We start from the raw sequence: 24,873 nt of genomic DNA, 5'->3' as shown, positions 1-24,873 counted from the left end.
TATTTCGTAGCTATTTTCACCACGCAAAACGCAATTTATTATGCTTAATAACAGTATTAAAAAGTTTTAGCGCGTTATAACTCTAATTTTCAGCCGCCGCATACAGCTAAACGAATCATCTTCGCGTATTGTGGACCGCCGATTGGAGTTAAGTGAACTCCATCGTCAGTCAAATATTCCGAGTGACCATTACTCAAACCATGCCAGTCTATAATGCCAACATTATGATGAGTTGCTGCGAACTTGCGTAAGCTATCGTTCGTTGCATCCTGCCAAGGTTGCGGAACTCGTGTGGTAACGAAATAAACAGGTCTACCTTTTGCGACATCAACCATGTGTTGAAGCACGCTATCGTCATGAGGAGGACCGTTGGTTCCAAGAGCGAAAATCACCACATCTCCAGCGTGTTTTACCGAAATATCTTTCTCGTATTCATCAGCTCCGTGGAAAATTTGTCTACTCACTTTTCCATCTATATAAGCGTTAGGCATAACTTGCATCAAATATGGTTTAGCGCCTTCAGTAATAGAATCTCCAACCATAGTTAAGTTTACGGAACAAGTATTGCGTCGTTTGTCGATCCGCGTATGAGTAGTAACAAGATTTCGTGGAACTTTTTCTGCAATAGGGAAGAGAATGCGATACTTCGATGGTGTAGGTGGAAGAGACTGTTTTACTACATTCTTTTGCACACCTTTTGGAACTGCTTTTTCTTTTGTTTCTTGCTTAGAATTAGTTTTGTCAAAAGCAGTAGGTTTTTTATTTGACGATGAAGATTGCTCTACTTGTGCTGTCAATTCTGGGCGAAGCTGCATTGACCTATGCTTAGCTATATCCTGCCAATTTACTGGCAAGATAATTAACGACACAATAATTATGCAGCACAAAGTTAGTGAGACAGAGCGAATAAGCTTAAATAATTGTTGATCTTGTATTGGCTTTTCAAATAATTGATACAAGCATTCTGCAAGTACAACTATTACTAGTGCTTGCAAGACTTGCTCTCCTGTAGATACAGCAGTTGTTCTATTTGCTGGGTTGAATAATTCAAGAACAGGGAAGTGAACTAAATAAATTGCAAAAGAGCGTCTGCCGATATAAGCGAGCGGAGCCCATGCAAATATTCTCGAGCAAATATTATCAGTTTGCGTGCACGACCACAGTATTAGTGTGCAAGCGGCTGCTGTTATTGTGTATCCGCCAAAAACAAATACTGAAGATGTGCCTTCTGCATACACAAAGCAGTAGCACAACACAATTGTTGCCAACAGTCCAATGCAAGATCTCTGCCATGCATGAAGTGGATTATAAAAAACAGTTTTTGGCTTATTGAATGCGTTATTTGGAAGTTCTTGTATATCTGGAGCTACGCTATTATCTGATAAATCAATTTGTAATCCTTCGCGCAAGTCAGCAGGTATTCCATCTTCAATAAACTCTTTTTCTTTATTTGCGCAGGATTTATCTGATTTTTTCGTTAGTGCTGAATTATCTACACTACTGTCTAACTTAACTGATGAAGCTAAGCTGACCGATATGTTCTTTTTGCCCATTAGCAAATGTAATGCATGAATAAGCCACGCGTGGAATGAATGTTTTGCAAACCAAGCACCGTACATTGCTAGCATTGCACCCATTAAGAATTCTGATGCTCTCGTATCTAGAGAATAGTAGACGCGAGCTGGAGTTGTGTAATTGTTAAATAAGTAGGCAAAAGTAAAAGTAAGAATAGAAGAAAGTATGGCTAAACCTGCTGTGATATACATGCGTATTAGCTTGCTACGCACGAATTTAATAAGTGCAGCAAGGATAATAGGCCATATAACAAAAGCCTGCATTAAAAGTCCGAGATACCAAAGATGTTTGATAGGAGAAGGTAGTCCGGACTGTTCAAAATATGAAAGTTTACGGGCAACATACATTATATTGCTAAAGAATCCGGAGCCTGAAAGAGCATCCGCTTGTAACTTTGGTAGTAGACTTGGCGAAAAAAGCCACATAATTGGTGCTGTTATAGCGATAATTCCAAGTGTTGGCGGCCAAATTCTTTTTACGCGCTTTAGTAAATACTCCCAGTAATGCCTGATTCCTTGAGTATTTTTATTATTATCTTCGATATTTTTTGCATTTTTTGCGTTTTCATCTGCGTTTAAATAGCGCAGAACTGATCTCGTGCAAAAATATCCTGCCAATACCAAAAACAGTGTTACTCCAAGGAATCCTCCCATAAGAAGGCTTGGACGCATATGAAAGCATACAATACCAATAATTGCTAGAGCTCTTAAACCGTCTATTGCTTTATTTCGCTTCGAAACAGTATTTGTAGGTAAAGTAGATGATTGTTTATTTTCAGCTTTTGCGCTATTAATAGTTTTTTCTACGGTAATAGTTTTTTCTACGGTATTATTTGCGTTTGCTGAAAGATTAGTTGAGGTCGTTTTACTAGCATTTTTTTCTGTAGGAACCTTCTTTGTTTTGAAGGATTGACCTGCTTGTGAAGCAGTGGAAGTGTTCACGCATCTCTTTTTTGTCATCTTGCCTACGCTTCGGTAACCATACTGGTATGTATGCAACATATCGTGTGTAAAACGTAGCAATAGTAACTGTGTATTGAGACACTTTTATAGCTTAAAGCGTGTCTTGTTGCTATGCCTAGGATGTGCTAGAAATATGTGATTTTATGCTACTTCTGTAAGTGATACAAAACGTTTATTATTTAACGAAATTTGTTAACAAAATTTTGTTTTATATGCTCTATTGCTGTCGTTCGTCGGTGCGCGCTAAAGTGAGATAGAACAGTTATATGAATTGTTATTAAAGTTATCAAAGGAGCCAATATGGCAGAAACTTTTAACGTTGTGGTAGAGATTCCACGCGGTTCTAAGAACAAGTATGAAGTGGATCACGAAACTGGTCGCGTATTCTTGGATCGCACCCTTTTCACAGCTATGGGTTATCCAGATGATTACGGTTATATTGATGGCACTTTGGGCGAAGATGGCGATCCACTCGACGCTCTTGTTATGATTCCAAATTCTGTGTTCCCAGGATGCGTTGTTGAGTGCCGCGCTGTTGGCTTGTATCACATGGTTGACGAAGCCGGTGGAGACGACAAGGTTTTGTGTGTTCCAGCGGACGTTCGTTTCGACGACATCAAGGATATCGATGACGTGAACGAGTATCACAAGGCTGAAATCAAGCACTTCTTCGAGCAGTACAAGGCTTTGGAACCAGGTAAGGAAGTTCTTCCTGGTGACTTCTGGGCTGGCGTTGAGCAGGCTGAGAAGGAGATCGTTGCAGCTCGCAAGCGCTTGGAAGAAAGCGAAAAATAAGTTTCGCTTTTAATGAGTAAAACAATAAAAATTAAAAGTTAATAAATAAAACGTCGAAGACACATACTGTGTTTTCGACGTTTTTATGTAAGTGCGTGCTGCTTTCAGAAGTAAATTAAAACGTAACGTTGCATACGCTTTTAATAATTTTAAGCAGCTACTAGCATTCCAAGGCCTGCAATATACACGAGTATCCCTGAAAGCATTATTGGCAATATAGAAATAGCGATATCGTGTGAAACTATTCCAGTTTCGTATTCTTCATAATTGTTGCGAACCCATAAATATGAAAGTCCTGATAGCGCGATTAGCATAAATATGCACAGTACTATAACGAGTATTCCACCGTCTAAATTGCGAAGCGATGGCATAAAGCTAATAATTGACGGCAAAAATAGCCAACCCGGAAGTGCTGCACAAGCAATACTTGCAGTAAGCGTGTGCGAAAGATTTCGTACTAAATTTGTGCGATTCTCGCGCAGCATTTGCCTCAAGAATGTTACAAATGTTGCTGCTACAAGAATTAGAGCAAAAGATACAGCCCAGCGTTCGTAAGGGTGAATTGCAGCAATGAACTTACTCATTGACACAGTTTCGTTATCAATAATGACGCTTTTTGGTAGCCATCCCTTTAATACTCCGGTTGCAAACCATGTAGAAGCAATTCCTGCGCATAATGCAATAGCTCGGTCAATTACATTTCCGTGCAGTGGCCACAACGCTATAAATGTAAGCATTATGATAAGGCATAATATAAGTGTTATTTTTGCTGTTGCGATTGGCAATATTGCTGCAATTGCGAGAAGTACTACAACAAAAATTTGGCTTACAAACATCGCTAATGCGTTCATGCTAGGTATACGGGTATGTTTTTGAACATTTACGCAAGAATTATCATTTTTCTGCATCTTGTCATTGCAGATACGTGTTTCATTGCTCATACACACTCCCTAGTGCCGTAATTTTATATTTATAAAGCGTAATATGTCCGTAAAACATTAACAAATTACTTTGTTTATTTACTAATGTAGCCTATAACCTGCACTGCGCTTTATTGTGTTGATATTTTTTATCTTTGGAAAATGCAAGTGTTGCGCTTATCGCTATTTTTCGCAGTATGGTTTACAATTCCTGTAAAGGCTGAATTTGCTACTACATCAATTGTTTGTTGGAGGCATCATATGACTGATATCACATTGATGACTTCGTGTGCTTCTCCCTCTTCAGTTTTACCTTCACTTACTTTGTTATCTCATAAAGTGCGTTTACTTTCTTTGGATACGTCAAGTTTGGCAAAACTGCCCGCACAAACCATTCTTTTGCTTGATGCGCGTGAGGATTTAGCTCTCGCTAAATCAATGTGTTCTTCTCTGCGTGTTGCAAATATTACGGTTCCTGTCATATTAGTTATAACTGAGGGTGGTTTTACTGTAGTAAATCCTTCGTGGAACATTTCTGATGTTGTGCTGACTAATGCTTCTCCTGCAGAAGTAGAAGGTCGTTTGCGTTTGGCTTCTTTGCAACACGGATCTTCTGATGATTTATTTGTGCATTCGCAAGGCTCTGAAATTGATGATTCTTTCAATTCAGACAATGGAACTATGCGTTCTGGAGATCTCGTTGTAGATATGCGTAGCTACACAGTGAGTTTGCATGGTCATCCTGTTGATTTAGCTTATAAAGAATTTGAATTGCTGAAATACTTTGTGCAGCATCCGCGCAGGGTGTTTACTCGCACTCATTTGTTGCAAGAAGTATGGGGCTACGACTACTACGGTGGCACTCGTACTGTAGATGTCCATATTCGTAGGCTCCGTGCAAAACTTGGTGTTGAATATGAACATTTGATTGGCACAGTGCGTAATGTTGGCTATCGCTTCGATCCTTCGGAATCAGATGAGAATAGCGAGATTTCCGAAAGCAGCATTGAAGATGATTCTGAAAATGATGCAGATAAGCAGTCTGCGCAATAATGATTTATCAAAGTTCTAATATGCGAGAATCAAAACAAGCGAAATTAGCTCGTATTTATGCAGAGTACGATTTATTGTGCAAAGAAATACCGGAACCTAAGTGTGCATTAAATTTCAAAAATCCATTTGAGCTACTAATTGCTACTGTATTAAGCGCGCAAACTACAGATAAGCGTGTGAATATCGTGACGCCTGAACTCTTTTCTATTTTCCCCAACGCGAGTTCTTTAGCTGCTGCTCCTGTATCTCAAGTTGAGTCAATTATTTACCCTCTCGGATTTTATAGAGTAAAAGCACAGAACATTATTTCATTATCTGCATGTTTGCTTAATAATTTTTCTGGTATAGTGCCATCAAATATGGAAGCTTTAATATCGTTGCCAGGTGTTGGTCGTAAAACTGCCAATGTCGTTCTTGGCAACGCATTTGGATTACCGGGGTTTCCTGTAGATACTCACGTAATACGTGTTACAGGTCGTCTTGGTTGGCGTAAGGTTCAGAATCGTCCAAATCCTGTTGCTATTGAGCGCGAAATAACTGCTTATTTTGCTCCTAAAGAGTGGACTAATCTCTCTCATAGACTTATTTTGCATGGCAGAAAAATTTGCACTGCTCGGAATCCAAAATGTGTTTCATGCCCTTTAAATACAACATGTCCGTCGGCAATTATTTAAAGCGTGTTGTTCTCAATTCAGATATTGATATAGACTGTAGGTTATGTCAAGAACAGGCAAATATGCGTGTCACGCTTCCAGGTCATATCATACTCGTACTAGTGCAGACTGGATACCATGGGTTGTGTTTGTGGTTGTGTCTGTAATAATGAGCGGCATTTTGTGGTGTGGATGGCAAATGTACCAGGGTCATTCGCCTTTTGCTGCAATAATGCATCCAGCTAGTAACTCAGTGCTAAAAGTTGGTCTACGTACTGCTCCTGAATCTCTTGATATTAGAAACGACGACAGTGACGCTTTACAGCAAGCTTTAATTGGTAATGTTTACGAAACTCTTGTTAAACGTGGCGATGATAATAGTTTGCAACCAGGTCTCGCGAAGTCATGGGATATTTCGAAAGACGGCTTAACATATCGTTTTAATTTGCGTCAAGGTGTGCATTTCTCTAACGGTAGTGAGATGACTTCAAATTCCGTATTACAATCTTTGAAACAAGGCATCACAAATAATTATCCTGGTTATAGTGCACTTACAAATATTAAAACTGTTAATAATCCGGATGATTACACTTTAGTAATTACACTTAATAATCCAGATGCTTTACTTCTACGTCGTCTTGCTGGACGTGTTGGCATTGTCTATGACACAAAATCGATGATCGACTATGCAAGTGCTGCTCTTGGCACAGGTCCTTTCACTGTAAGTGACTACAATAAAGGCAATTCTTTAGTATTACTTCGCAACGATAAATATTGGGGAACCCCTGCTTCTTGTGCAAGTATTACTTTGCAATATTTCAATAGCGATACTGCTCTAGCTGAGGCAATGGAAAAGGGCAATATTCAAATGGCAGTTCCGCTTGAAGGTAACGAAAATAAGCGTCTTGCTGCTGTTGCTAATACGCAAATGGTAGAGGGTCAGAGCACAAGAGTGCGATTTATTGCAATAAATACAACAGTTTCGTCGATTTTCTGCGATGAGCAGGCTCGTAAAGCTGCGAGATACGCTTTGAATGCGCAAACTGTACTTGCAGCTGATGGCAATGGTGGTGTTCCAGTAGGAGGACCTATTGACCCTCTTTCAACTGGTTATGAAGATTTAAATGGATTGTATCCTTATAATCCAGGCAAAGCTGCTCCTTTGTTCCATTACTTTAGCGCAAGCTATTTAGGAACTATTAATTTTCTTGTTCCACAGGGCGAAGGTGGAGTTGGGGGCGAGCTTTCAAAACAGATTAGTTCCGTGAGCGGTTTTAAGGTCAATCTTGAAGAAGTTGATCAACAAACTATGCGTAAGCGTATTAGTGAAGGTAAGTATGATCTTGCGCTTACTACGAGCAATCGTACTTTAGATGAAGGCATGTTTGCAGAAAGCGGTTCTCCGTTCGTTTTGCAAGACGCGCGTGCTCAACAAGCTTGGACCGATGCGGTTCATTCTAAGAATGCAAACGAATATGAGGCAAATGCTCGTGCATATGCGCGCGAAGTAAGCAATAATGCTGCAGCTCACTGGTTATATGCTCGAAAGAGCATTATGGCTGTAAAGTCTAATGTAAGCGGCTATACGAAAAATATGACGGATCAGCTTCTGCCATTGCAGAGCATAGTGGTGAAATAGAAAAGCGTAAGATTTGCGTTGTCGCGCTGAGTTTCTAATATTCAGTTCATGAGTGAACAGGATAATAACGCAGTAAAACACGCACATTTAACACCATTGCCTAACAAGGTTGGTGTTGATGGTCTTGAAGACAAGTGGCGTAGTAATTGGGACGAAGCTAAGACTTACGCATTCCATAATTCTCGCGACCGTAAGGCCGTATATTCTATCGATACTCCACCTCCAACCGTTAGTGGTCACTTGCACGTAGGTCACGTATTCTCTTACACGCATACGGATGTCATTGCGCGATATAAGCGCATGCAAGGCTTTGACGTGTTCTACCCAATGGGTTGGGACGATAACGGCTTGCCAACAGAGCGCCGAGTACAAAATTATTACGGCGTTAGAGTGGATACTTCGTTGAAGTATGACCCTGATTTTAAGCCGCCTTTTGAAGGTACTGAAGGTAAGAAGATTGAGGCAAAAGATCAGGTTCCTGTAAGCCGACAGAACTTTATTGAACTTTGCGAACGCTTAACTTCTCAGGACGAGAAGCTTTTTGAAGCTTTGTGGCGTAGGCTTGGTCTTTCTGTGGACTGGTCGCAAACTTACCACACTATTGGTGAGCAGTCTCGCCGAGTTGCACAAAAAGCATTCTTGCGCAATCTTGCTCGCGGAGAAGCGTATCAGAAAGATGCTCCAGGTTTGTGGGATGTTACATTCCAGACTGCTGTTGCTCAGGCTGAGCTTGAATCGCGCGAATATCCTGGTTTCTACCATAAGATTGCGTTCCGTTTTGAAGATGGTACGCCAATTTATATTGAAACTACGCGCCCAGAATTGCTTGCTGCATGCACCTCTTTGATTGCAAATCCAGAAGATGAGCGTTATAAGAAGTACTTTGGTCAGGAAGTTTATTCTCCACTGTTTAAGGTGAAAGTTCCAATTTTGGCGCATTCTGCTGCTCAAATGGACAAGGGTGCAGGCATTGCAATGTGCTGCACTTTCGGTGATGTAACCGACGTTGAGTGGTGGCGTGACTTGAATCTTCCAACTCGACCAATCATTCAGCGCAACGGCCGCATTGTGATGACCACTCCTGATTGGATTACGGACGAGTCCGGCCGCGAAATGTTCGAGAAAATTGCCGGTAAAACCACGTTCTCCGCTCGCAAGGAAGTTGTTGAAGCTTTGCAAGCAGCTGGAGATATGGAAGGCGATCCAAAGCCAACAAAGCGTATGACGAACTTCTACGAAAAGGGTGATAAGCCTTTGGAAATCGTCACTTCTCGTCAGTGGTACTTAAAGAACGGTGGCACGGACGAAAAGTTGAATGCTGAGCTTATTGAGCGCGGCAAGGAACTTAATTTCCATCCGGACTTTATGCGCGTGCGCTATGAGAATTGGGTTCACGGCTTGAATGGTGACTGGCTTATTTCTCGCCAGCGCTTCTTCGGCGTGCCATTCCCACTTTGGTATCCAGTAAACGAAAATGGGGAAGTGGATTACGAGCATCCTTTGACTCCTAGCGAAGACCGTTTGCCAATCGATCCAACTATCGATGTTCCAGAAGGATTCGACGAGTCTCAGCGCGACCAGCCAAACGGCTTTACTGCTGAGCAAGACATTATGGACACTTGGGCAACATCTTCCTTAACTCCGCAAATTGTGACCCGTTGGGAAGAGCCTGGTGAGGAAAATCAAGCTTTGTTTAAGGCTACTTTCCCAATGGATTTGCGTCCACAAGGTCAGGATATTATTCGTACTTGGCTGTTTAGTACGGTTGATCGTGCGCATCTTGAAAATGGCTGCTTGCCTTGGAAGCATGCTGCGCTTTCTGGTTGGATTCTTGATCCTGACCATAAGAAGATGTCTAAATCTAAGGGCAATGTGGTTGTGCCAAATAAACCAATCGAAGAGTTTGGCGCGGATGCTGTGCGCTACTGGGCAACTTCTGCAAAACTTGGCTTGGATGCAACTTACGACGAAGGTCAAATGAAGATTGGTCGACGTTTAGCGATTAAGCTTTTGAATGCTACGAAGTTTGCGCTCGCAATTGGTCGCGAAGATGATGAGCATCAGGTTCTTGAGTCTGCCAGCGCGGATTGGGATTTTGCAGATGTTACGGAAGTTTTGGATCGCTCTGTTATGGCAAAGCTTGCATCCGTTATTCGTACTGCGACTGATGCGCTTGAATCTTACGAGCATTCTAAGGCTTTGGAAGCAATCGAAACATTCTTCTGGGAGTTCTGTGACGATTACATTGAGCTTGCAAAGAATCGTGCTTACGGTACTGCAGAATCCACTGGACGCACTCCAAGTGAAGCTGCTGTGAAGTCTGCTCGCACAACTCTTGGTCTTGCACTCGATGCTTTGGCTCGCTTGCTTGCTCCTTACTTGCCTTACGCTACTGAAGAAGTGTGGAGCTGGATGCATGACGGCGAAGGATCCGTGCATCGTGCTAGCTGGCCATGCGCTAAGGCGTATGAGTCTGCTGCAAACGGAGTTTCTGCAGACACTTTGGCTTACGCGGGTGAAGCTTTGGCTACTTTGCGCAAGATTAAGTCTGAAGCAAAAGTTTCTATGAAGACTCCTATTTTGCAAGTAACTTTGAACGTTGCAGAAAACGCTTACAAGGCTGTTGAGGAGACTTTGGATGACGTTGCTGAAGCTGGTCGCGTTACTGGAGAAGTAAAACTTAACGCTGTTAAGGCTGCAGTTGCTGGAGATTCTTCTGCTTCTGAATCTGAATCTGCTTCTGATTCTGCAGAATCTGATGCAGCTAACGTAAACGTTTCAGTTGCTCAAAGCGAACTCGGCGAAGCTCCTGCAAAAAAGAAGTAGTTGCAAGTAATCGAAAATAATGAATCGCAAAACAAAAGCGCTGGAAGTCAATCTTCGACTCCAGCGCTTTTTGTGTATTTAAAAACTAAGCATAATCACTTATTATAAATCCTGCTGCGATGGTCAATATCCACAACAAAAACGGTCAGTACATTATTTTCAATTGCACAAATTATTCTGTAATCCCTTACTCTATATCTCCAAAATCCCGAATAGTTGCCAGTTAGTGCCTTGCCTCTGATTCGAGGATTGTCGAGATTGCTAATTTCGCGAAGCTCCTTAACGATTTGCTTAGCAATCGTTTTGTCAATTTTCCCTAGCTGTTTTTCAGCTCTTTTAGATAAATTAATCTTCCAAATCAAGGCGCTTCACCACGTCGTCGAGTGGGGATGTTTCTAATTCTCCACGTTTGTATGCTTCAATATCTGCCATTAGACCATATTCATGTTCAAGTTCATCAATTTGAGCTTCTAGTGCTTGATTCATGTAAAATGAACGGGTGCGGTGAGTGGTTTTAGCGAGCTGATCATAACGATCTAAAACGTTAGAGGGTACTCTTAATCCTGTAATTGTTGCGACCATTTTTAATCTCCAATGTAAAACGTGTAAAACATATATTACCTTACACTCAGAATAATGCAATCCAATGGGTTGTAATCGCGAAGCATCGCGCGGTAACGCTAGACTGTAAACCATGAATCCAGAAAGCTTAAGTGAATTAATTGAAAAAATTGCTAAAGATTTAGTAGCAAGTGGTAAAGCTGGCAATCTAACAGAAGATTTGATTCCTGCTGCCGAAAAACTTGCAGTTATGCGACCAAAAGATCGTGCACACGGCGATTGGGCTACGAACGTTGCTATGCAACTCGCTAAAAAAGCTGGTATGAAGCCTCGCGATTTAGCAGAACTTTTTGCTGAGCGTTTGCAAGAAGCGGAAGGTATTGCGCGCGTAGAAGTGGCAGGTCCTGGTTTTATTAACATAACGCTTGATTCTGCTTCTGCGGCGGCGGTCGTAGACGAAGTCTTAAAGCAGGGTGCGGCTTTTGGCAAGAATACGCATTTGAGCGGCAAAACTTTGAATCTTGAGTTTGTATCCGCAAACCCAACTGGTCCAATCCACATTGGTGGAACTCGCTGGGCTGCAGTTGGCGATTCTATGGCTCGAGTTTTGGAAGCGAACGGCGCAAAAGTTGTGCGCGAATACTACTTCAACGATCACGGTGAGCAAATCAACCGTTTTGCAAAGTCTTTAGTTGCTGCAGCTCATGGCGAAGAAACGCCTGCAGACGGCTACAAAGGCGCGTATATTAACGAAATTGCGGACTCTGTTATAAAAGAAGCGAATGCGGACGGCGTTGATGTTCTTTCATTGCCGCGAATTGATCTTGGAAAAGACGAGGAAGGATTGCCTCTTGGCGAAGGCGATTCCGAGCAGCGCGAAGAGTTCCGCAAGCGCGCAGTTCCAATGATGTTTGCGGAAATTCGTAAGTCTATGCGCGATTTTCGTGTTAGTTTCGACGTGTGGTTCCACGAAAACAGCCTGTACGAGGATGGCGAAGTTGAGCGCGCTATTGCAGACTTGCGTGAGCGTGGAGATATTTTCGAAAAAGACGGCGCAACTTGGTTTGAATCCACTAAGCATGGCGACGACAAGGATCGCGTAATTATTAAGTCCGACGGAAACTACGCTTACTTTGCTGCTGATATTGCGTACTATCGCAACAAGCGTCACCGCGAGCAGAATCCTGCAGACGTAGCAATCTACATGCTCGGCGCGGATCATCACGGATATATTGGCCGAATGATGGCAATGTGCGCGGCTTTTGGCGACAAGCCGGGCGAAAACATGCAGATTCTTATTGGTCAGCTTGTAAACGTTATGAAGGACGGAAAACCTGTGCGCATGAGCAAGCGTGCTGGAAACGTTATTACGATTGACGATTTAGTTGATGCAATTGGCGTTGACGCTTCGCGCTACTCGCTTGCTCGCACCGACTACAACACAAGCGTTGATATTGATTTGGATTTGCTTGCTTCTCACAGCAACGATAATCCTGTGTACTACGTGCAATACGCTCACGCACGCAGCTGCAATGTGGCTCGCAATGCGGCTGACGCTGGAATTACGCAAGATGGCGCTGATTTAAGCTTGCTTAATACCGAGGCTGACGGCGAAGTGTTGGCTGCTTTGGCTCAATGGCCTGCTGCTTTGGCTCAAGCTGGCGATTTGCGCGCTCCTCACAGAGTTGCGCATTACCTTGAGGATTTGGCAGCAAGTTACCACAAGTGGTACAACCTTGAGCGTGTTGTACCAATGGAGTTAACTGACCCTGAAAATCGTTTGCCAGAAGCCGAGCGTGAAGCTCAGCGCATTGCAAAGTGCCCAGAGCCAGCTCGTGCTGCAGCTCGCTTAAAGCTTAACGCTGCTGTGCGCACAGTTATTGCAACTGGTCTTGATTTGCTTGGAGTTTCTGCTCCAGAAAAGATGTGATTTTGCTTATTTTATATAAGATTTAGAGCAAAGCTATAGAGCATTTTTGATTACATAGGACGTTGGTAGCTTGCCAGCGTCCTTTTTTATTTTTTATTAGAGACACGCACGAATTATAAGTTTCTATCGATTAAGTACATGCAATTTATTAATATACCCTCTAATATTATTTTTGCTTTAAATCCACAAAATTACAAGGTAAGAGATTTAGCTGAATAGTATGTAAATACAAATTTATCCTTATGGGAGGTGTAAGCATGAGCGTCACAACACAAAGTGTCAGCACAGATAGTGCCCCGAAAAAAAGGAACTTGACCATTATTGAGTCCGCGTACGTGGCGGTCATGTTGTTTGGTATGTTCTTTGGCGCAGGAAACCTGATTTTCCCTGTGTTCCTTGGAGCTAATGCAGGAACTAATTTCGTGCCTGCAACAATTGGCTTTATTGTTACTGGCGTTGGTTTGCCATTGCTTGGTGTTACGGCTCTTGCAATGAGTCGCGCAAACGGTCTTTTTGAACTTTCTAGTAAGCCGAGCAAAAAATACGGCATGTTCTTTACTTGTGTGCTGTATTTAACAATCGGACCATTCTTTGCAATTCCTCGCTGCGCAACAACTTCGTACACTGTTGGTTTGGAGCGCGTTATTCCACAAGACGGAAACGGTCAATTGTATTTGTTCTTGTTCTCTGTGGTTTTCTTCGCGTTAGCATTCTTCTTTGCTATGAAGCCTAGCGGAATACTTACATGGGTTGGTAAAGTTCTTACGCCGATATTCTTGGTTTTCTTAGGTATTCTGGTATTTACTGCACTGTTTTCTCCTGTAAGCGGCGCTTCTGCGGATGCTGCTCCTATAGGGAAGTATGTTAATGAATCATTCTTTACAGGATTCTTAGATGGCTACAATACAATGGATGCTTTAGCTAGCTTGGCTTTTGGCATTATAGTTGTTAGTACTATTCGATCCTTTGGCGTAAAAGATCCTAAAGATGTGGCAGTGAATACTGTGCGATCTGGATTCTTTAGCTGCTTGCTTATGGCGTTGATTTACGTCGCAATTGTTGTTGTCGGTGTGCGTAGCCGTGCACTGTTTAAGCCTGCTGAAAACGGTGGCGTAACTTTGGCGCAAGTTGCACGCTACCATCTTGGAAACGTTGGTTTGCTTGTTCTTGCTGCAACTGTTACTCTTGCATGCTTAAAGACGGCAGTTGGTTTAATTGTAAGCTGCTCGGAAACTTTCTCTAAGTTATTCCCTAAGGGTCCTAGCTATCGCGTTTGGTCTGTGTTGATTACGCTTGTTTCGTTTGGCCTTGCAAACTTTGGTTTGAGCACAATCATCGAATATGCAGTTCCAGTATTGATGTTCTTGTATCCACTGTCAATCGTATTGATTCTTTTGGCTTTGTGCGGTCGACTTTTTGGAAATTCCAAAGTCGTGTACGCTTGGACGCTTGGTTTTACTGGTGTTGCAGCGGTATATGATTTTTTGAATAGTTTGCCACAAGCTTTACGCAGTGCATTGCATATGAACGATATGTTGGTGGTTGTTCAAAACTGGCTACCGTTCTCAGAATTTGGCATGGCTTGGGTTTGCCCTGCTGTTGTTGGATTTGTTGTTGGTTATGTCCGCATGGTTTTATTTGAAAACAAGGACATGGAAGAGGTGGCTCGTCTAGCTGCTGGTCCAGATCTTGAAGGCAGTGTTGCTAGCGACGATTATTATTCTTCAAGCGATGCTGAGTTTAAGGAGCCTGCTGACTTCGCTGTATCCGCTAAGTCTACTGTTGACGAACCTAATTTTAGTGAGCAATCCTAAAGTTTTGTAGCGTCGCGTAGACGTCATAATAATCGCCATATTTTGATGCGTATTTTACGTAACAAGATATGGCGATTTTATGCGACTTGCTAATTGAGGCTTGCGACTTGCGCCTAGAAGTTGCCGCCGTTCCAACCCCAGTCAGTAGTTGCAGTGTAACGAATATAAGTGCGATCCTGTGGAATCCCAAGCTCTCGCTCTAAAGCTGCCATAATCTGCTCAGTTAACTTTTCCCAAGCAGACCCTGGCACGCTGGAACCAAACACGTTCACCTCAACGTAAGCTGCAGGCTTAGCATTGTCTCCTGCAAAATAAATCGGCATATTGTCCTCGAATGGGCACATGAGCCAATGCTCGCTTTTTCCTGGAACTGCGCTAATTGCTTTGCCATAAGCAGCTTTTAATGCGTCGCGCTGGGTAGGTGTTGTGCTTACAGAAACATGAGTATGAATAACTGGCATAATCGCTCCTTTGCTAAATTTAGTAAGCTTTATTACGTAACAATTATATGTTATTTGTTAGCAGCCGCGTGTTTAATGGATATTATGAAAAAGCTTATTGAACAGGTTGTAAAGTTTGGAATTGTGGGCGTTATTGCCCTTATTATTGACGTTGCGCTACTCAATTTATTAATGCTTGCGCACTTAAATAATGTGGTTGCGGGTACGATTTCTTTCGTAATTTCACTTATCTTCAACTATATTGCCAGTATGAAATACGTCTTTAAACATCGTGAAGATATGGCAAAGTGGATGGAGCTTCTGATTTTTGTTATTTCCGCAGTCATAGGTTTGCTTATAAATGATTTGATTATTTGGGCTAGTACGTTAGGAATGGTTGAAAGCTTACGCGGATCTGCAGTATACGTTTTGCGCACAAATATAGGAAAACTTGTAGCTACTGTTGTTGTTGCTGTGTGGAATTTTGTTATACGAAAGTGGCTGCTCGATGATACTAAATCTCAACAGCCTGGGTATGTTGCGCAAGAAGATACGAGTTTTGCTCACCGTTTGGGAATGTGGTCGCTTAATCATACAAAAAATCGCAAGTAATTGATTTAATCTTTTAAACAGAAAGTAGAACGCAATGCCAGCTACGACAATTCATTTTGTGCGTCATGGAGAAGTTGATAATCCAAATCACGTGTTGTATGAGCGTCTTTCTGGATTTCATCTTTCTGCTCGCGGAGTGAGAATGGCGCAAGCTACAGCAAAATATATTGCCACTGTTCCGCAAATGCGCGGAATTACTGCAATTTATTCGTCTCCTCTTGAGCGAACACGTGAAACAGCGCGTGAAATCGAAAATGCTTTGCGCAATATTGCAGATTCTGCCTATGTAAAAGCGCACTATGACGAAGATTCTGCGCAATCTCAAGAAAGCGACATTATTTTAGATAAACGCTTAATTGAAGCTGGAAATAATTTCCGCGGGAAACGCATAGGTTACGGTGAAGGCGCACTGTGGAAAAACAACAATTGGAAGCTTGTTGCGAATTTGTGGAAGCCAAGTTGGGGAGAAAGCTACAGAAGTATTGCCACTAGAGTTGGCGATTTTGTGCGCGAGCAGGTTCGTAAGCATCCGGGTGAGCAAATCGTTGCAGTTACTCATGAGTCGCCAATCTGGTCTTATAGACACCTACTGGAAACCGGCCACGCTGAACATAATATGCTTCTTCGTCACACGGCTTTAGCTTCGATTACTTCTATTACTTACGATTGCGAGACTTTGCGTGTGCTTTCAATTACGTATGTTGATCCTGCTGGGCGAGTGAAGTAAGTAACATATAATGCGAAGGAGCATTGAAATGGTTAGTTCTGTTGATTCTGTCAAAGATTCTGAAGATATTAAAAATAATGAAAAAAGTATGCTAATGCTGAATGATGCAGCGCAATCTGCCGCAAAACTAACGGAATTATGGCCATTGACGGAAGCGCGACACTTAGATAACGACGCAAAATATGCGGAAAATCTTGAGGTGCGCTCAATGCGAGCAATAGCACGAATACTCACGAATCTTGATGTTACTGTGCCGGATGCTGAATTTGTGTATGAAGGTGCGGATGAAATTCCTGGACGTCCGCAAGAAATAGTAGACGCGCTACTTGCTGCCGCCGATGCTTACGACAATATGGATTCATGCTATGAGCCTAACTATGATGAAGCAGAAGAAGCAATACTAGAAAATAGTAATAATATAAATTCTATTTTTAGTAAGATTGCATCTCATTCTGCCGAAGATTCTAATGCAATAAATGCAGCAGCCGATACGTTAAATGTTGAAGGTAATTGGAGTATTAACGATATTGACTTTGCAATTAATTATGCGAAACAAATGGTTTCTTGTTATGAAAATAAATCATTGGAAATGCAAAAAATTATTGTAGTTTTAAGCTTATTAACAAATCTAATTAAAAAAACTAACGAGATTTGCGAAACTTTACCAATCTTCTTATATATTAACGAAATATGTGAGTGTGCTGGTTTGCCGCGAATGATGTTCAAGGATGCTCAATGGCGTGAGATTGTTGATTGTGTGCGCAATTCTAGCGATAAGTGTAATTGTGATATAAGTGGCGATATAAGTGCGTTGGTCAATTTTATTTCGCCGCTGCTTATTTCAGAGTGGGGAAAGCATCGTGAAGACGTGCTGTGGGATCCTGAAGTTGCGAAGAAGCTCGCAAAAGAAGAGGATGATAGAAAGTCCCGCGAGGCTCTTGCTGCGAAGTTTGCGCACGTTGAGGGTAATAAAGAATCTACGCAGGCACTTGATTAGTTTTTAGGTTGACTTATGTTTGATGCGAATGCTGCACGTCCGTAACGCGCGGCACAATGGAACCTATGACTGATATCGAGGAAACTCAAGAAGTTGCTAATAATGCAACAAAATCCGCAAAGCCTGAACTTCCAAAGAATGTTCGCGTGCGTTTTTGCCCTTCGCCAACCGGTACACCTCACGTAGGTATGGTTCGTACCGCGCTATTTAACTGGGCGGAGGCTCGCCATACTCACGGCAAATTGCTTTTCCGTATTGAAGATACCGATAATGAGCGCGATAGTGAGGAAAGCTACCAGCAGATTATTGAGGCTCTTCGTTGGCTCAATATTGATTGGGACGAGGGCATTGATGTTGGCGGAGATAACGGACCGTATCGCCAGTCCCAGCGCATGGAAATTTATAAAGACGTAGCACAAAAGCTTTTTGAAGCAGGATACGCTTATGAATCCTTCTCTACTCCTGAAGAAATTAAGGAGCGTAATATTGCTGCTGGCCGTCCTGCTGAATTTGGTTACGATGGCTACGATCGCAATCTTACGGAAGAACAGAAGCAAGCTTTCCGCGACGAAGGTCGCAAACCTGCACTTCGCTTGAAGATGCCAAATGAAGACATTACTTTTAACGATTTAATTCGTGGTGAAATTACTTTTAAAGCCGGATCTGTTCCAGATTATGTGATTGTGCGTCCGAATGGCGATCCACTTTATACGCTTACGAACCCTGTTGACGATGCGTTAATGGATGTGAATGTGGTTTTGCGCGGTGAGGATATTTTGAGCTCCACACCTCGTCAGATTGTGCTGTACCGTTATCTTATGGAGATGGGTATTGCTAAGGAAACTCCGCTTTACGGACATATGCCTTACGTTATGGGCGAAGGTAAGAAGAAGCTTTCTAAGAGAGACCCTGAGTCCAACTTGTTCTTGCATAGGGATAACGGATTTATTCCAGAAGGCTTGCTGAATTACTTGGCTTTGCTTGGATGGTCTATTGCGCCTGATCGTGACGTGTTCACTATGGACGAGATGGTTGAAAAGTTCGATGTGCGCGACGTTAAGGCAAATCCTGCACACTTTGACTTGGATAAAGCAATTTCGATTAACGCTGAGCATATTCGCATGCTTGAGCCTCAAGATTTCTTGAACCGTTCTGTGCCTTACTTGCATAAGGATGGCGTAGTTAGTGCGGATAATTGGGATGCGTTAACTGACCGCGAGCGTGAAGTACTCACCGCTGCTGCACCTCTTGTACAGCCTCGCGTGCGTTTGCTTGGCGAGGTCGCTGGAATGGTTGGCAGCCTGTTAAGTGAAGATGGCTACATTGCTCCAGATGACGACGCTCGTAAGCAGTTGAAGGAATCTGCAGGAGAGGTTCTTGACGCTGCGCTCGCTGCCTTGAAGGACGTTGATGCTGCTGATTGGCATACTGATTCCTTGCACGAGCTTTTGAACAAGAAGCTTGTTGAGGAAGCTGGCTACAAGCCGCGCTTGGCGTTTGGCCCTGTGCGAGTTGCACTTTCTGGTCGTCGCGTTTCGCCTCCACTGTTTGAGTCCATGGAAATCGTGGGCAAAGACGTGACTTTGGCGCGTTTGGCTGGTTTACGCGAGCATTTGTAAATCACCAATAATTTATAAGCGCAAATAAAATTTGAATAAGGCGGAAGTGTGGCACTATTGCTGCATTTCCGCCTTTTTATTTGTTTTATGCTTAATATATTTTCGACACGCCGCGGTTGCAAGTATTTGCTTTATGTTGTAAAGTCGCTATTTGTTGCGTCAAGAGGCGTAGCTGATAAATGAAAGCCCCCGTCGTCTAGCGGTCTAGGACTACGCCCTCTCACGGCGCCAACACCGGTTCAAATCCGGTCGGGGGTACGAAGACGGAACGGTTCCAAGAGCCGCGAAGCTTGTCAATTGGGGTATGGTGTAATTGGCAACACAGGTGATTCTGGTTCATCCATTCTTGGTTCGAGTCCAGGTACCCCAGCGAATAGCTCTCGTAGAACGAGGGCTTTTTTGTTATCTATCTGTATTACTGCGATTTGTCTCAGCGCGCGACCTTTTCTGTACATGGCTGTAAAGTTTCTGCCGCTTGTTGGCGTGAAAGCGGCAGTTTCTTTACATACATGCTCAGTTTTTGCCGTTTACTCCCGTTTACCACGCTTGCCGCACGCTTCTTATGTAGCCTTAAAATCAAAAACCCCAGTGCGTGACCGGGGTTAGAGAAAGAAGAGAAGAAGAGAGGTTAAGTTATTAAAGTCAAATTCAACTACTTGCTTGTAGTTTATTTCCTTTTGATGTATATATAATAACCACCTTATGCTGAGTGCAGTAATGCGATTACCTGTGAATTGTCTGTGAATTTGTAACTATTTTACTGAAATTGCACGTTTTTATCGCCTTTAGGTTATTTATTATCAGTATTTGCTTAATTTAGTATTTTTGAATGTAAATAATTTATGTAAACTTGCGCACAAAATTGAGTGAGTCGCGGCATATCTGCCGTATGCTTAAAGTATGACTGATTCTGCACAATCTGAAGCTCATGTATCTGCGGCACTTCCTTTATCTGTTTCGGCGCGTTTAGGACGTTTGCAGTTCCATCTTTCTGGTAAATTCCGGGTGCTTCAGTGTGCAGATGTTCAAGATGGGTTACGTATTTCACAAGATACTATTCGACTTATTGCTTCTGCTTGCGATGCTGTGCGACCAGATCTTGTAGTTTTTACTGGAAACCAGATTGCAGGTTATGAAAGAGTATTTGCAAAAACTTTTCAGCGTAGACGCTGGCAGGAATCTTCCAATATTTCAGCTTCTGATAAGAAGCAATTGGTTGATAAGGTGCACGAATTTGTTGCTAAGTTAATGAAGCCACTAGAAGATCGCAGTATTCCGTGGGTTGTTACTTATGGGAATCATGATTTCCAGTGCGGTCTGAGTAATGAAGAGCTTGATAAGATATATCAAGATTTTCCATGTTGCATGAATCGCAGTGCTTCTAATGTATCTTCTGCAAGTGCTATGCAATCGACAAAATGTGTGTTGCCAAAGCAGATTATTTTTACATGTGAGCCTGGTACTTTTGCCTTGCCTGTTATGGATGAAAAGCATGAAAAGGTTGTTTTTTCAATAGTTTTAGTTGATTCTGGAGATTATGCTAAATCCGGCGGATATGGTAGCCCTTCTAAAAAAACTATTGAGTTTATTTCTGGTCTTCCTTCTTATTTGCCTGAGCATATTTGCGTTTTTCAGCATTTTCCATTGCCGCAATATTATCGTGTTCTTCGTGAAGTTCCGCAAGAACTTGCTGCGCGCGAACATGCTATTGAAGGGTATCGTACTTTTGCTGGTCGCTATTATGCTCTTGACGAAAAACATGTTCTGCCCGATGGGTATTTAGGTGAAGGAATCAGCTGCCCTGACGTCGATAGTGGTGAATACGCTGCTTTGCTTGATGCAGGAGCTTTTGCGCTAATTGCCGGTCACGATCACCGCAATTCTTTCGCAGCTAAAGATCACGAGAGTAATATGCTATTTGTTGCCACTCCTACATGTGGTTTTGGATCTTACGGCCCTGAACCTGCTAAAAGAGGCGTGCGCTTGCTCGAATTTGATATTCGTCACCCGTTTGAACCGCGTACGCAAATGCTTGAATTTGGGAATCTTGTTGGCAAACCTTCTTCCAAAAAAGCCTATACTTATGCTCTTACAGCTGAATCTGAGCATGAATTGCCAGAAGTGGATTTATTACGTAAACCATCATTACTTACTAGATTGATTCGTCGATGGCGTCAACGATCTACGCGCTAATTTAATCAGTTTTAATAGATTGCATGAGCGCGTTGGCAAATATGCCGGTATTATAGTGAATAGTGTTTTAGCGCGAACGAAAGAGGTAAATGTGTCCGCACACAATACGGCTGAACAGAACAACAATAGTGGCATTGACGCTGCAGATGTGTTGCATGTAGAAGGTGGTAAGCCGCTTAATGGCACTATTAAAGTGCGTGGCGCAAAAAACTTTGTTAGCAAGGCTATGGTTGCAGCTTTGTTGGCACCTGGCAAGTCTGTTCTAAAAAACGTTCCTGAAATTCGCGATGTTCATGTAGTTTCTGATTTGTTGCGTTTGCATGGTGTTGACGTTGAAGTTAATGGACCTGAAGGCATTGTGACAATTGATGCCACAAAAGTGCAGCTCGCAGATGTAGCTGACGTCGACACTCTTTCTGGTTCGTCTCGTATTCCAATTCTTTTCTCTGGTCCTCTTCTTCATCGTCTTGGAGAAGCGTTTATTCCTGCGCTTGGAGGATGCAATATTGGTGGCCGTCCAATTGATTTTCATCTTGAGACGTTGCGTAAACTTGGTGCAAATGTAGATAAAGATCACGAAGATGGTATTCATATTACTGCACCTAATGGCTTACATGGCACTAAAATTCATTTGCCTTATCCTTCTGTCGGCGCAACCGAACAGACTTTGCTTGCAGCGGTTCTTGCAGAAGGTCGTACAGAGCTTTCCGGAGCTGCAATTGAGCCAGAAATTATGGATTTGGTAGCCGTTTTGCAAAAGATGGGTGCGATTATTTCTGTAGATGTTGACCGTACTTTCCGTATTGAGGGAGTAAAAGAGCTTCAAGGATACACTCATACGTCATTAACTGATCGCATCGAAGCAGCTTCTTGGGCTTCTGCTGCTCTTGCAACACACGGAGATGTGTTTATTAAGGGCGCAACTCAGCCAGAAATGATGACTTTCTTAAATGTGTTCCGTAAAGTTGGCGGACAATTTGATGTTACAGATAAAGGAATTCGTTTCTGGCATCCGGGTGGGGATTTGCATCCGGTTGCTATTGAAACCGATGTACATCCTGGTTTTATGACTGATTGGCAGCAGCCTCTTGTCGTTGCGCTTACTCAAGCGAAGGGCTTGAGTATTGTGCATGAAACTGTTTATGAAAATCGTTTTGGTTTCACGAAGCCACTTGTGCAAATGGGAGCTATGATTCAGCTTTATCGTGAATGCTTAGGTTCGCTTCCTTGCAGATTCCAGCAGCGCAATTACAAGCATTCTGCAGTGATTTTCGGACCTACTCCGTTGACAGGTCAAGATATTGATGTACCTGATTTGCGCGGAGGCTTTAGCCATTTGATTGCAGCTCTTACTGCTCAAGGTCCGTCGAATGTGCGTGGAATTTCGCTAATTGATCGAGGATATGCAGATTTTAGAGGCAAACTTTTAGCATTGGGTGCTAATATCGACTGATATATTCTTCTACTTCTTCTACAAAACGTGAGTTTTGTAGGTTTATAAGCTTTTATCCACAATGCTATAAAAAGCTTTTTTACGCATAAATTTATCGGTACAGTAGTCGCAACTGTAATTCAATTACTCAAAAAATTAACTGAAATATTTGATGAGTAGTTGGAGTTTTCAATATTGCGGAGGCGTAACGATGGTTTGTGTAGGCGGACGCTATCAGCTGCTTGGTGAGCTGGGGCGTGGTGGCACTTCAACAGTGTTTCTTGCTGTTGACACCGTTTTGCACAAGCAATGGGCTGTTAAAGAAACGCTTCTGCAAGGAGATGAAGAGTATCAACAACATATTATTCAATCCTTACGCGCTGAAGCGAATGTTTTAAAGGAATGCGATCATCCAGCTATTCCGCGAATTGTTGATTTTTTTGAAGAAAATGGTAGAGCTTATGCTGTTCGCGATTATGTAAAGGGACGTTCTTTAAAATCTATTGTAGAAGAATCTGGATTGCAAAATGTTGAAACTGTTCTTGATTTAGGTATGCAACTTTGCTCAATACTTTCTTATTTACATTCGCATTATCCGCCAATTATATACGGTGATCTTAAGCCTTCTCAGGTTATGATTTCAGAAGATGGCACAGTCCGTTTGATTGATTTTGGTGCTGCAACGCAATTATATGCAAACGGGGGAGTGCTTGATTTGCGCACAATAGACCAGTGCGACGCGCGATTTGCTACTAATATTTTTACCGCTCCTGAAATTTTGAACGAAAACTCTGCAGCAACTACTTCAAGCGATGTGTATTCGATTGGAATGACATTGCGTTACGCATTATTACCAACTGAAGTGCCTAAAACAAACGTGCAATCTGCTGTACTATTGCCTCATGAGAATCGTGAAGTAGTAGAACAATTAGTGTCTGTGCTCGCAATAGCTACAGCTACTAAACCATCTCATAGATATAAAGATTGCGACGAAATGTTTTCTGCACTGGAAGCGTGTGAGCATACAGAAAAGCATTCGCAACAATGCGACACTTCTACGAATGTATTGCGACGCAAACAATGCAAAAATAGTTCTAAGCCTAGAAAAAAGCGCTATGCAATTACGGCATTAATTGTTGTAGTGCTAGTTTTTATAGTAATTTTATTCAACTGCTTAGGTTTATTTGTTGGGAATGCTTTTGTAAATCGAAATAAGCAATCTTTTGATGGTGAGCCAAGTAGTAAAAGAATTGAGGAAATACGCAAAAATAATAAAAGCTACGATTCTTACATGCAATTAGCTGAGCGCGAAAGCAATTCGGATATTGCGTGTCGCTATATTTCTCATGCAATGCAAGTGCAAAATAGTATGATCAAGAAGAAATATATAAGCAAAATATCATTTAAACCTCTCCAAATTTTATTGCAAATTCAACTTGCAGATCAGCAATGGAGTGCCAACGAAGAGCAATGTTTTGTTGGTTTGATTAATAAATACGAGCAAAACTTGCGTCCTGTAAATAAAGATTGGTTGAATATTTCTATAGAAATAGGCAAAGCGTATTGGTACTATTTTGCAGGATTTTCTGGAAAAGTTTCACAAACAGAACGATTATCTCGTATACGAGTAGCAAAAGTATGGTTCCAAGAGGCTCAAAAATATGAAAAAGATGCGAATAAAGCGTCTTCGCAAGCTGTAGAAACTAATTCTGATGGCATATCGCATACTGCTTCAAATCAAAAAATGTTAAGCGCGTACATCGCTATTTCTGACGCTTATGCGCAACTTGTTGATGTTTCTAAAGATTGTGCAAGCGTAGAAACGTATAAAAATTATGTGAATCAATTACAGCAGCTAATGCAAATTGTTGAGAAAGATCACGGAGACGTTTTATTTGTGGATACTGGAGAACTAGTTTTGCAATCAATTCATTCGTGGTTGCCGATGTTCCTAGAAAGCGGAGCCAGTAAACAAGAGATTCAGCAAATGTGCGACAAGGCAGAATATCTTCTTAAACAAGCGCATGCGTCAAATGATGAGGCTGTAAGTAGAAAGAAAAACGCAATCGATAGCGTCAAAAAAGTTCAAGACGAAATTAATCTAGCTTTTTTGCAAAAGAAATAA

19 protein-coding genes and 2 tRNA genes are annotated in these 24,873 nt (G+C 42.2%); 16 read left to right on the top strand and 5 right to left on the bottom strand.

The features are described from left to right. Positions 1-89: 89 nt before the first annotated feature. Entirely contained in the window at positions 90-2,516 is a 2,427-nt protein-coding gene (locus P0108_RS01490; protein WP_119504654.1) for an acyltransferase family protein, read from the bottom strand. Between the two features lie 321 nt (positions 2,517-2,837). On the opposite strand from P0108_RS01490, the gene P0108_RS01485 reads away from it, so the two are divergent. After that, positions 2,838-3,332, top strand: a complete 495-nt coding sequence (locus tag P0108_RS01485; RefSeq protein WP_004105658.1) for an inorganic diphosphatase — start codon at positions 2,838-2,840, stop codon at positions 3,330-3,332. Between the two features lie 149 nt (positions 3,333-3,481). Here P0108_RS01485 and P0108_RS01480 read toward each other — a convergent pair whose 3' ends face one another. Then, positions 3,482-4,273, bottom strand: a complete 792-nt coding sequence (locus P0108_RS01480) for a hypothetical protein (protein ID WP_004109821.1) — start codon at positions 4,271-4,273, stop codon at positions 3,482-3,484. A 240-nt stretch (positions 4,274-4,513) separates the two neighbouring features. Between P0108_RS01480 and P0108_RS01475 the strand changes: the two genes are divergently transcribed. The 4 genes from P0108_RS01475 (at position 4,514) to valS (ending at position 10,423) form a co-directional block, all read left to right on the top strand. Further along, positions 4,514-5,305, top strand: coding sequence for a response regulator transcription factor (locus P0108_RS01475; protein WP_033888627.1), 792 nt, complete (start codon positions 4,514-4,516; stop codon positions 5,303-5,305). Then, positions 5,305-5,979, top strand: a complete 675-nt coding sequence (nth, locus tag P0108_RS01470) for an endonuclease III (protein ID WP_004109815.1) — start codon at positions 5,305-5,307, stop codon at positions 5,977-5,979. The genes P0108_RS01475 and nth overlap by 1 nt, the downstream gene beginning before the upstream one ends. 130 nt (positions 5,980-6,109) lie before the next feature. Next, entirely contained in the window at positions 6,110-7,597 is a 1,488-nt protein-coding gene (locus P0108_RS01465) for an ABC transporter substrate-binding protein (RefSeq protein ID WP_102703325.1), read from the top strand. A 48-nt stretch (positions 7,598-7,645) separates the two neighbouring features. Next, positions 7,646-10,423 (top strand): valine--tRNA ligase, encoded by a 2,778-nt coding sequence (gene valS / locus P0108_RS01460; RefSeq protein WP_473730699.1) that lies wholly within the window; start codon positions 7,646-7,648, stop codon positions 10,421-10,423. 95 nt (positions 10,424-10,518) lie between these two features. Here the strand turns inward: valS and P0108_RS01455 are convergent, their stop codons facing one another. Together P0108_RS01455 and relB are read right to left on the bottom strand one after the other, a co-directional pair. Further along, on the bottom strand, positions 10,519-10,785 hold the full coding sequence (locus P0108_RS01455; protein WP_012913788.1) for a type II toxin-antitoxin system RelE family toxin: 267 nt from the start codon (positions 10,783-10,785) through the stop codon (positions 10,519-10,521). Beyond that, positions 10,769-11,005: a type II toxin-antitoxin system RelB family antitoxin gene (relB, locus tag P0108_RS01450; protein ID WP_041160461.1), complete on the bottom strand. Its 237-nt coding sequence runs from the start codon at positions 11,003-11,005 to the stop codon at positions 10,769-10,771. The genes P0108_RS01455 and relB overlap by 17 nt, the downstream gene beginning before the upstream one ends. A gap of 112 nt (positions 11,006-11,117) precedes the next feature. Here relB and argS point away from each other — a divergent pair, with 112 nt between their 5' ends. Then, positions 11,118-12,914 carry an arginine--tRNA ligase gene (argS, locus tag P0108_RS01445; RefSeq protein WP_415697930.1) on the top strand — a complete coding sequence of 599 codons (1,797 nt, stop codon included), beginning with the start codon at positions 11,118-11,120 and terminating at the stop codon, positions 12,912-12,914. 257 nt (positions 12,915-13,171) lie between these two features. Further along, positions 13,172-14,728, top strand: a complete 1,557-nt coding sequence (gene brnQ, locus P0108_RS01440; protein ID WP_102704518.1) for a branched-chain amino acid transport system II carrier protein — start codon at positions 13,172-13,174, stop codon at positions 14,726-14,728. A 113-nt stretch (positions 14,729-14,841) separates the two neighbouring features. Here the strand turns inward: brnQ and P0108_RS01435 are convergent, their stop codons facing one another. Further along, positions 14,842-15,189 carry a phenylpyruvate tautomerase MIF-related protein gene (locus tag P0108_RS01435; RefSeq protein WP_064622123.1) on the bottom strand — a complete coding sequence of 116 codons (348 nt, stop codon included), beginning with the start codon at positions 15,187-15,189 and terminating at the stop codon, positions 14,842-14,844. An 84-nt stretch (positions 15,190-15,273) separates the two neighbouring features. Here P0108_RS01435 and P0108_RS01430 point away from each other — a divergent pair, with 84 nt between their 5' ends. From P0108_RS01430 to P0108_RS01390, 9 genes are all read left to right on the top strand, one after another. Beyond that, positions 15,274-15,780 carry a GtrA family protein gene (locus tag P0108_RS01430; RefSeq protein ID WP_064622127.1) on the top strand — a complete coding sequence of 169 codons (507 nt, stop codon included), beginning with the start codon at positions 15,274-15,276 and terminating at the stop codon, positions 15,778-15,780. Between the two features lie 34 nt (positions 15,781-15,814). Further along, positions 15,815-16,507: a histidine phosphatase family protein gene (locus P0108_RS01425; RefSeq protein WP_064622125.1), complete on the top strand. Its 693-nt coding sequence runs from the start codon at positions 15,815-15,817 to the stop codon at positions 16,505-16,507. Positions 16,508-16,535: 28 nt separating this feature from the next. Next, positions 16,536-17,504 (top strand): hypothetical protein, encoded by a 969-nt coding sequence (locus tag P0108_RS01420; protein ID WP_102704517.1) that lies wholly within the window; start codon positions 16,536-16,538, stop codon positions 17,502-17,504. A gap of 56 nt (positions 17,505-17,560) precedes the next feature. Continuing rightward, positions 17,561-19,123 carry a glutamate--tRNA ligase gene (gene gltX / locus P0108_RS01415; protein ID WP_116431948.1) on the top strand — a complete coding sequence of 521 codons (1,563 nt, stop codon included), beginning with the start codon at positions 17,561-17,563 and terminating at the stop codon, positions 19,121-19,123. Positions 19,124-19,308: 185 nt separating this feature from the next. Further along, positions 19,309-19,381, top strand: a tRNA-Glu gene (locus tag P0108_RS01410). A gap of 40 nt (positions 19,382-19,421) precedes the next feature. After that, a tRNA-Gln gene (locus P0108_RS01405) sits at positions 19,422-19,493 on the top strand. Positions 19,494-20,023: 530 nt separating this feature from the next. Beyond that, a complete protein-coding gene (locus P0108_RS01400; RefSeq protein ID WP_102155474.1) occupies positions 20,024-21,316 on the top strand; it encodes a metallophosphoesterase in 1,293 nt (430 codons plus the stop codon). A gap of 91 nt (positions 21,317-21,407) precedes the next feature. Beyond that, positions 21,408-22,769 (top strand): UDP-N-acetylglucosamine 1-carboxyvinyltransferase, encoded by a 1,362-nt coding sequence (gene murA / locus P0108_RS01395; protein ID WP_004109784.1) that lies wholly within the window; start codon positions 21,408-21,410, stop codon positions 22,767-22,769. 190 nt (positions 22,770-22,959) lie between these two features. Further along, entirely contained in the window at positions 22,960-24,873 is a 1,914-nt protein-coding gene (locus tag P0108_RS01390) for a serine/threonine protein kinase (protein WP_473730698.1), read from the top strand.

This window comes from Gardnerella sp. c10Ua_244 (genome assembly GCF_055818055.1).
The sequence above is the reverse complement of the archived record's forward strand: the minus strand, read 5'-3'. Positions and strand labels throughout refer to the sequence as shown.

Bases quoted from the DNA above. Each gene is read 5' to 3' on its own strand.
- P0108_RS01485 (WP_004105658.1), top strand. From the start codon at position 2,838: ATGGCAGAAACTTTTAACGTTGTGGTAGAGATTCCACGCGGTTCTAAG.
- P0108_RS01480 (WP_004109821.1), bottom strand. From the start codon at position 4,273: ATGAGCAATGAAACACGTATCTGCAATGACAAGATGCAGAAAAATGAT.
- P0108_RS01475 (WP_033888627.1), top strand. From the start codon at position 4,514: ATGACTGATATCACATTGATGACTTCGTGTGCTTCTCCCTCTTCAGTT.
- nth (WP_004109815.1), top strand. From the start codon at position 5,305: ATGATTTATCAAAGTTCTAATATGCGAGAATCAAAACAAGCGAAATTA.
- valS (WP_473730699.1), top strand. From the start codon at position 7,646: ATGAGTGAACAGGATAATAACGCAGTAAAACACGCACATTTAACACCA.
- relB (WP_041160461.1), bottom strand. From the start codon at position 11,005: ATGGTCGCAACAATTACAGGATTAAGAGTACCCTCTAACGTTTTAGAT.
- argS (WP_415697930.1), top strand. From the start codon at position 11,118: ATGAATCCAGAAAGCTTAAGTGAATTAATTGAAAAAATTGCTAAAGAT.
- brnQ (WP_102704518.1), top strand. From the start codon at position 13,172: ATGAGCGTCACAACACAAAGTGTCAGCACAGATAGTGCCCCGAAAAAA.
- P0108_RS01435 (WP_064622123.1), bottom strand. From the start codon at position 15,189: ATGCCAGTTATTCATACTCATGTTTCTGTAAGCACAACACCTACCCAG.
- P0108_RS01430 (WP_064622127.1), top strand. From the start codon at position 15,274: ATGAAAAAGCTTATTGAACAGGTTGTAAAGTTTGGAATTGTGGGCGTT.
- P0108_RS01425 (WP_064622125.1), top strand. From the start codon at position 15,815: ATGCCAGCTACGACAATTCATTTTGTGCGTCATGGAGAAGTTGATAAT.
- P0108_RS01420 (WP_102704517.1), top strand. From the start codon at position 16,536: ATGGTTAGTTCTGTTGATTCTGTCAAAGATTCTGAAGATATTAAAAAT.
- gltX (WP_116431948.1), top strand. From the start codon at position 17,561: ATGGAACCTATGACTGATATCGAGGAAACTCAAGAAGTTGCTAATAAT.
- P0108_RS01400 (WP_102155474.1), top strand. From the start codon at position 20,024: ATGACTGATTCTGCACAATCTGAAGCTCATGTATCTGCGGCACTTCCT.
- P0108_RS01390 (WP_473730698.1), top strand. From the start codon at position 22,960: ATGGTTTGTGTAGGCGGACGCTATCAGCTGCTTGGTGAGCTGGGGCGT.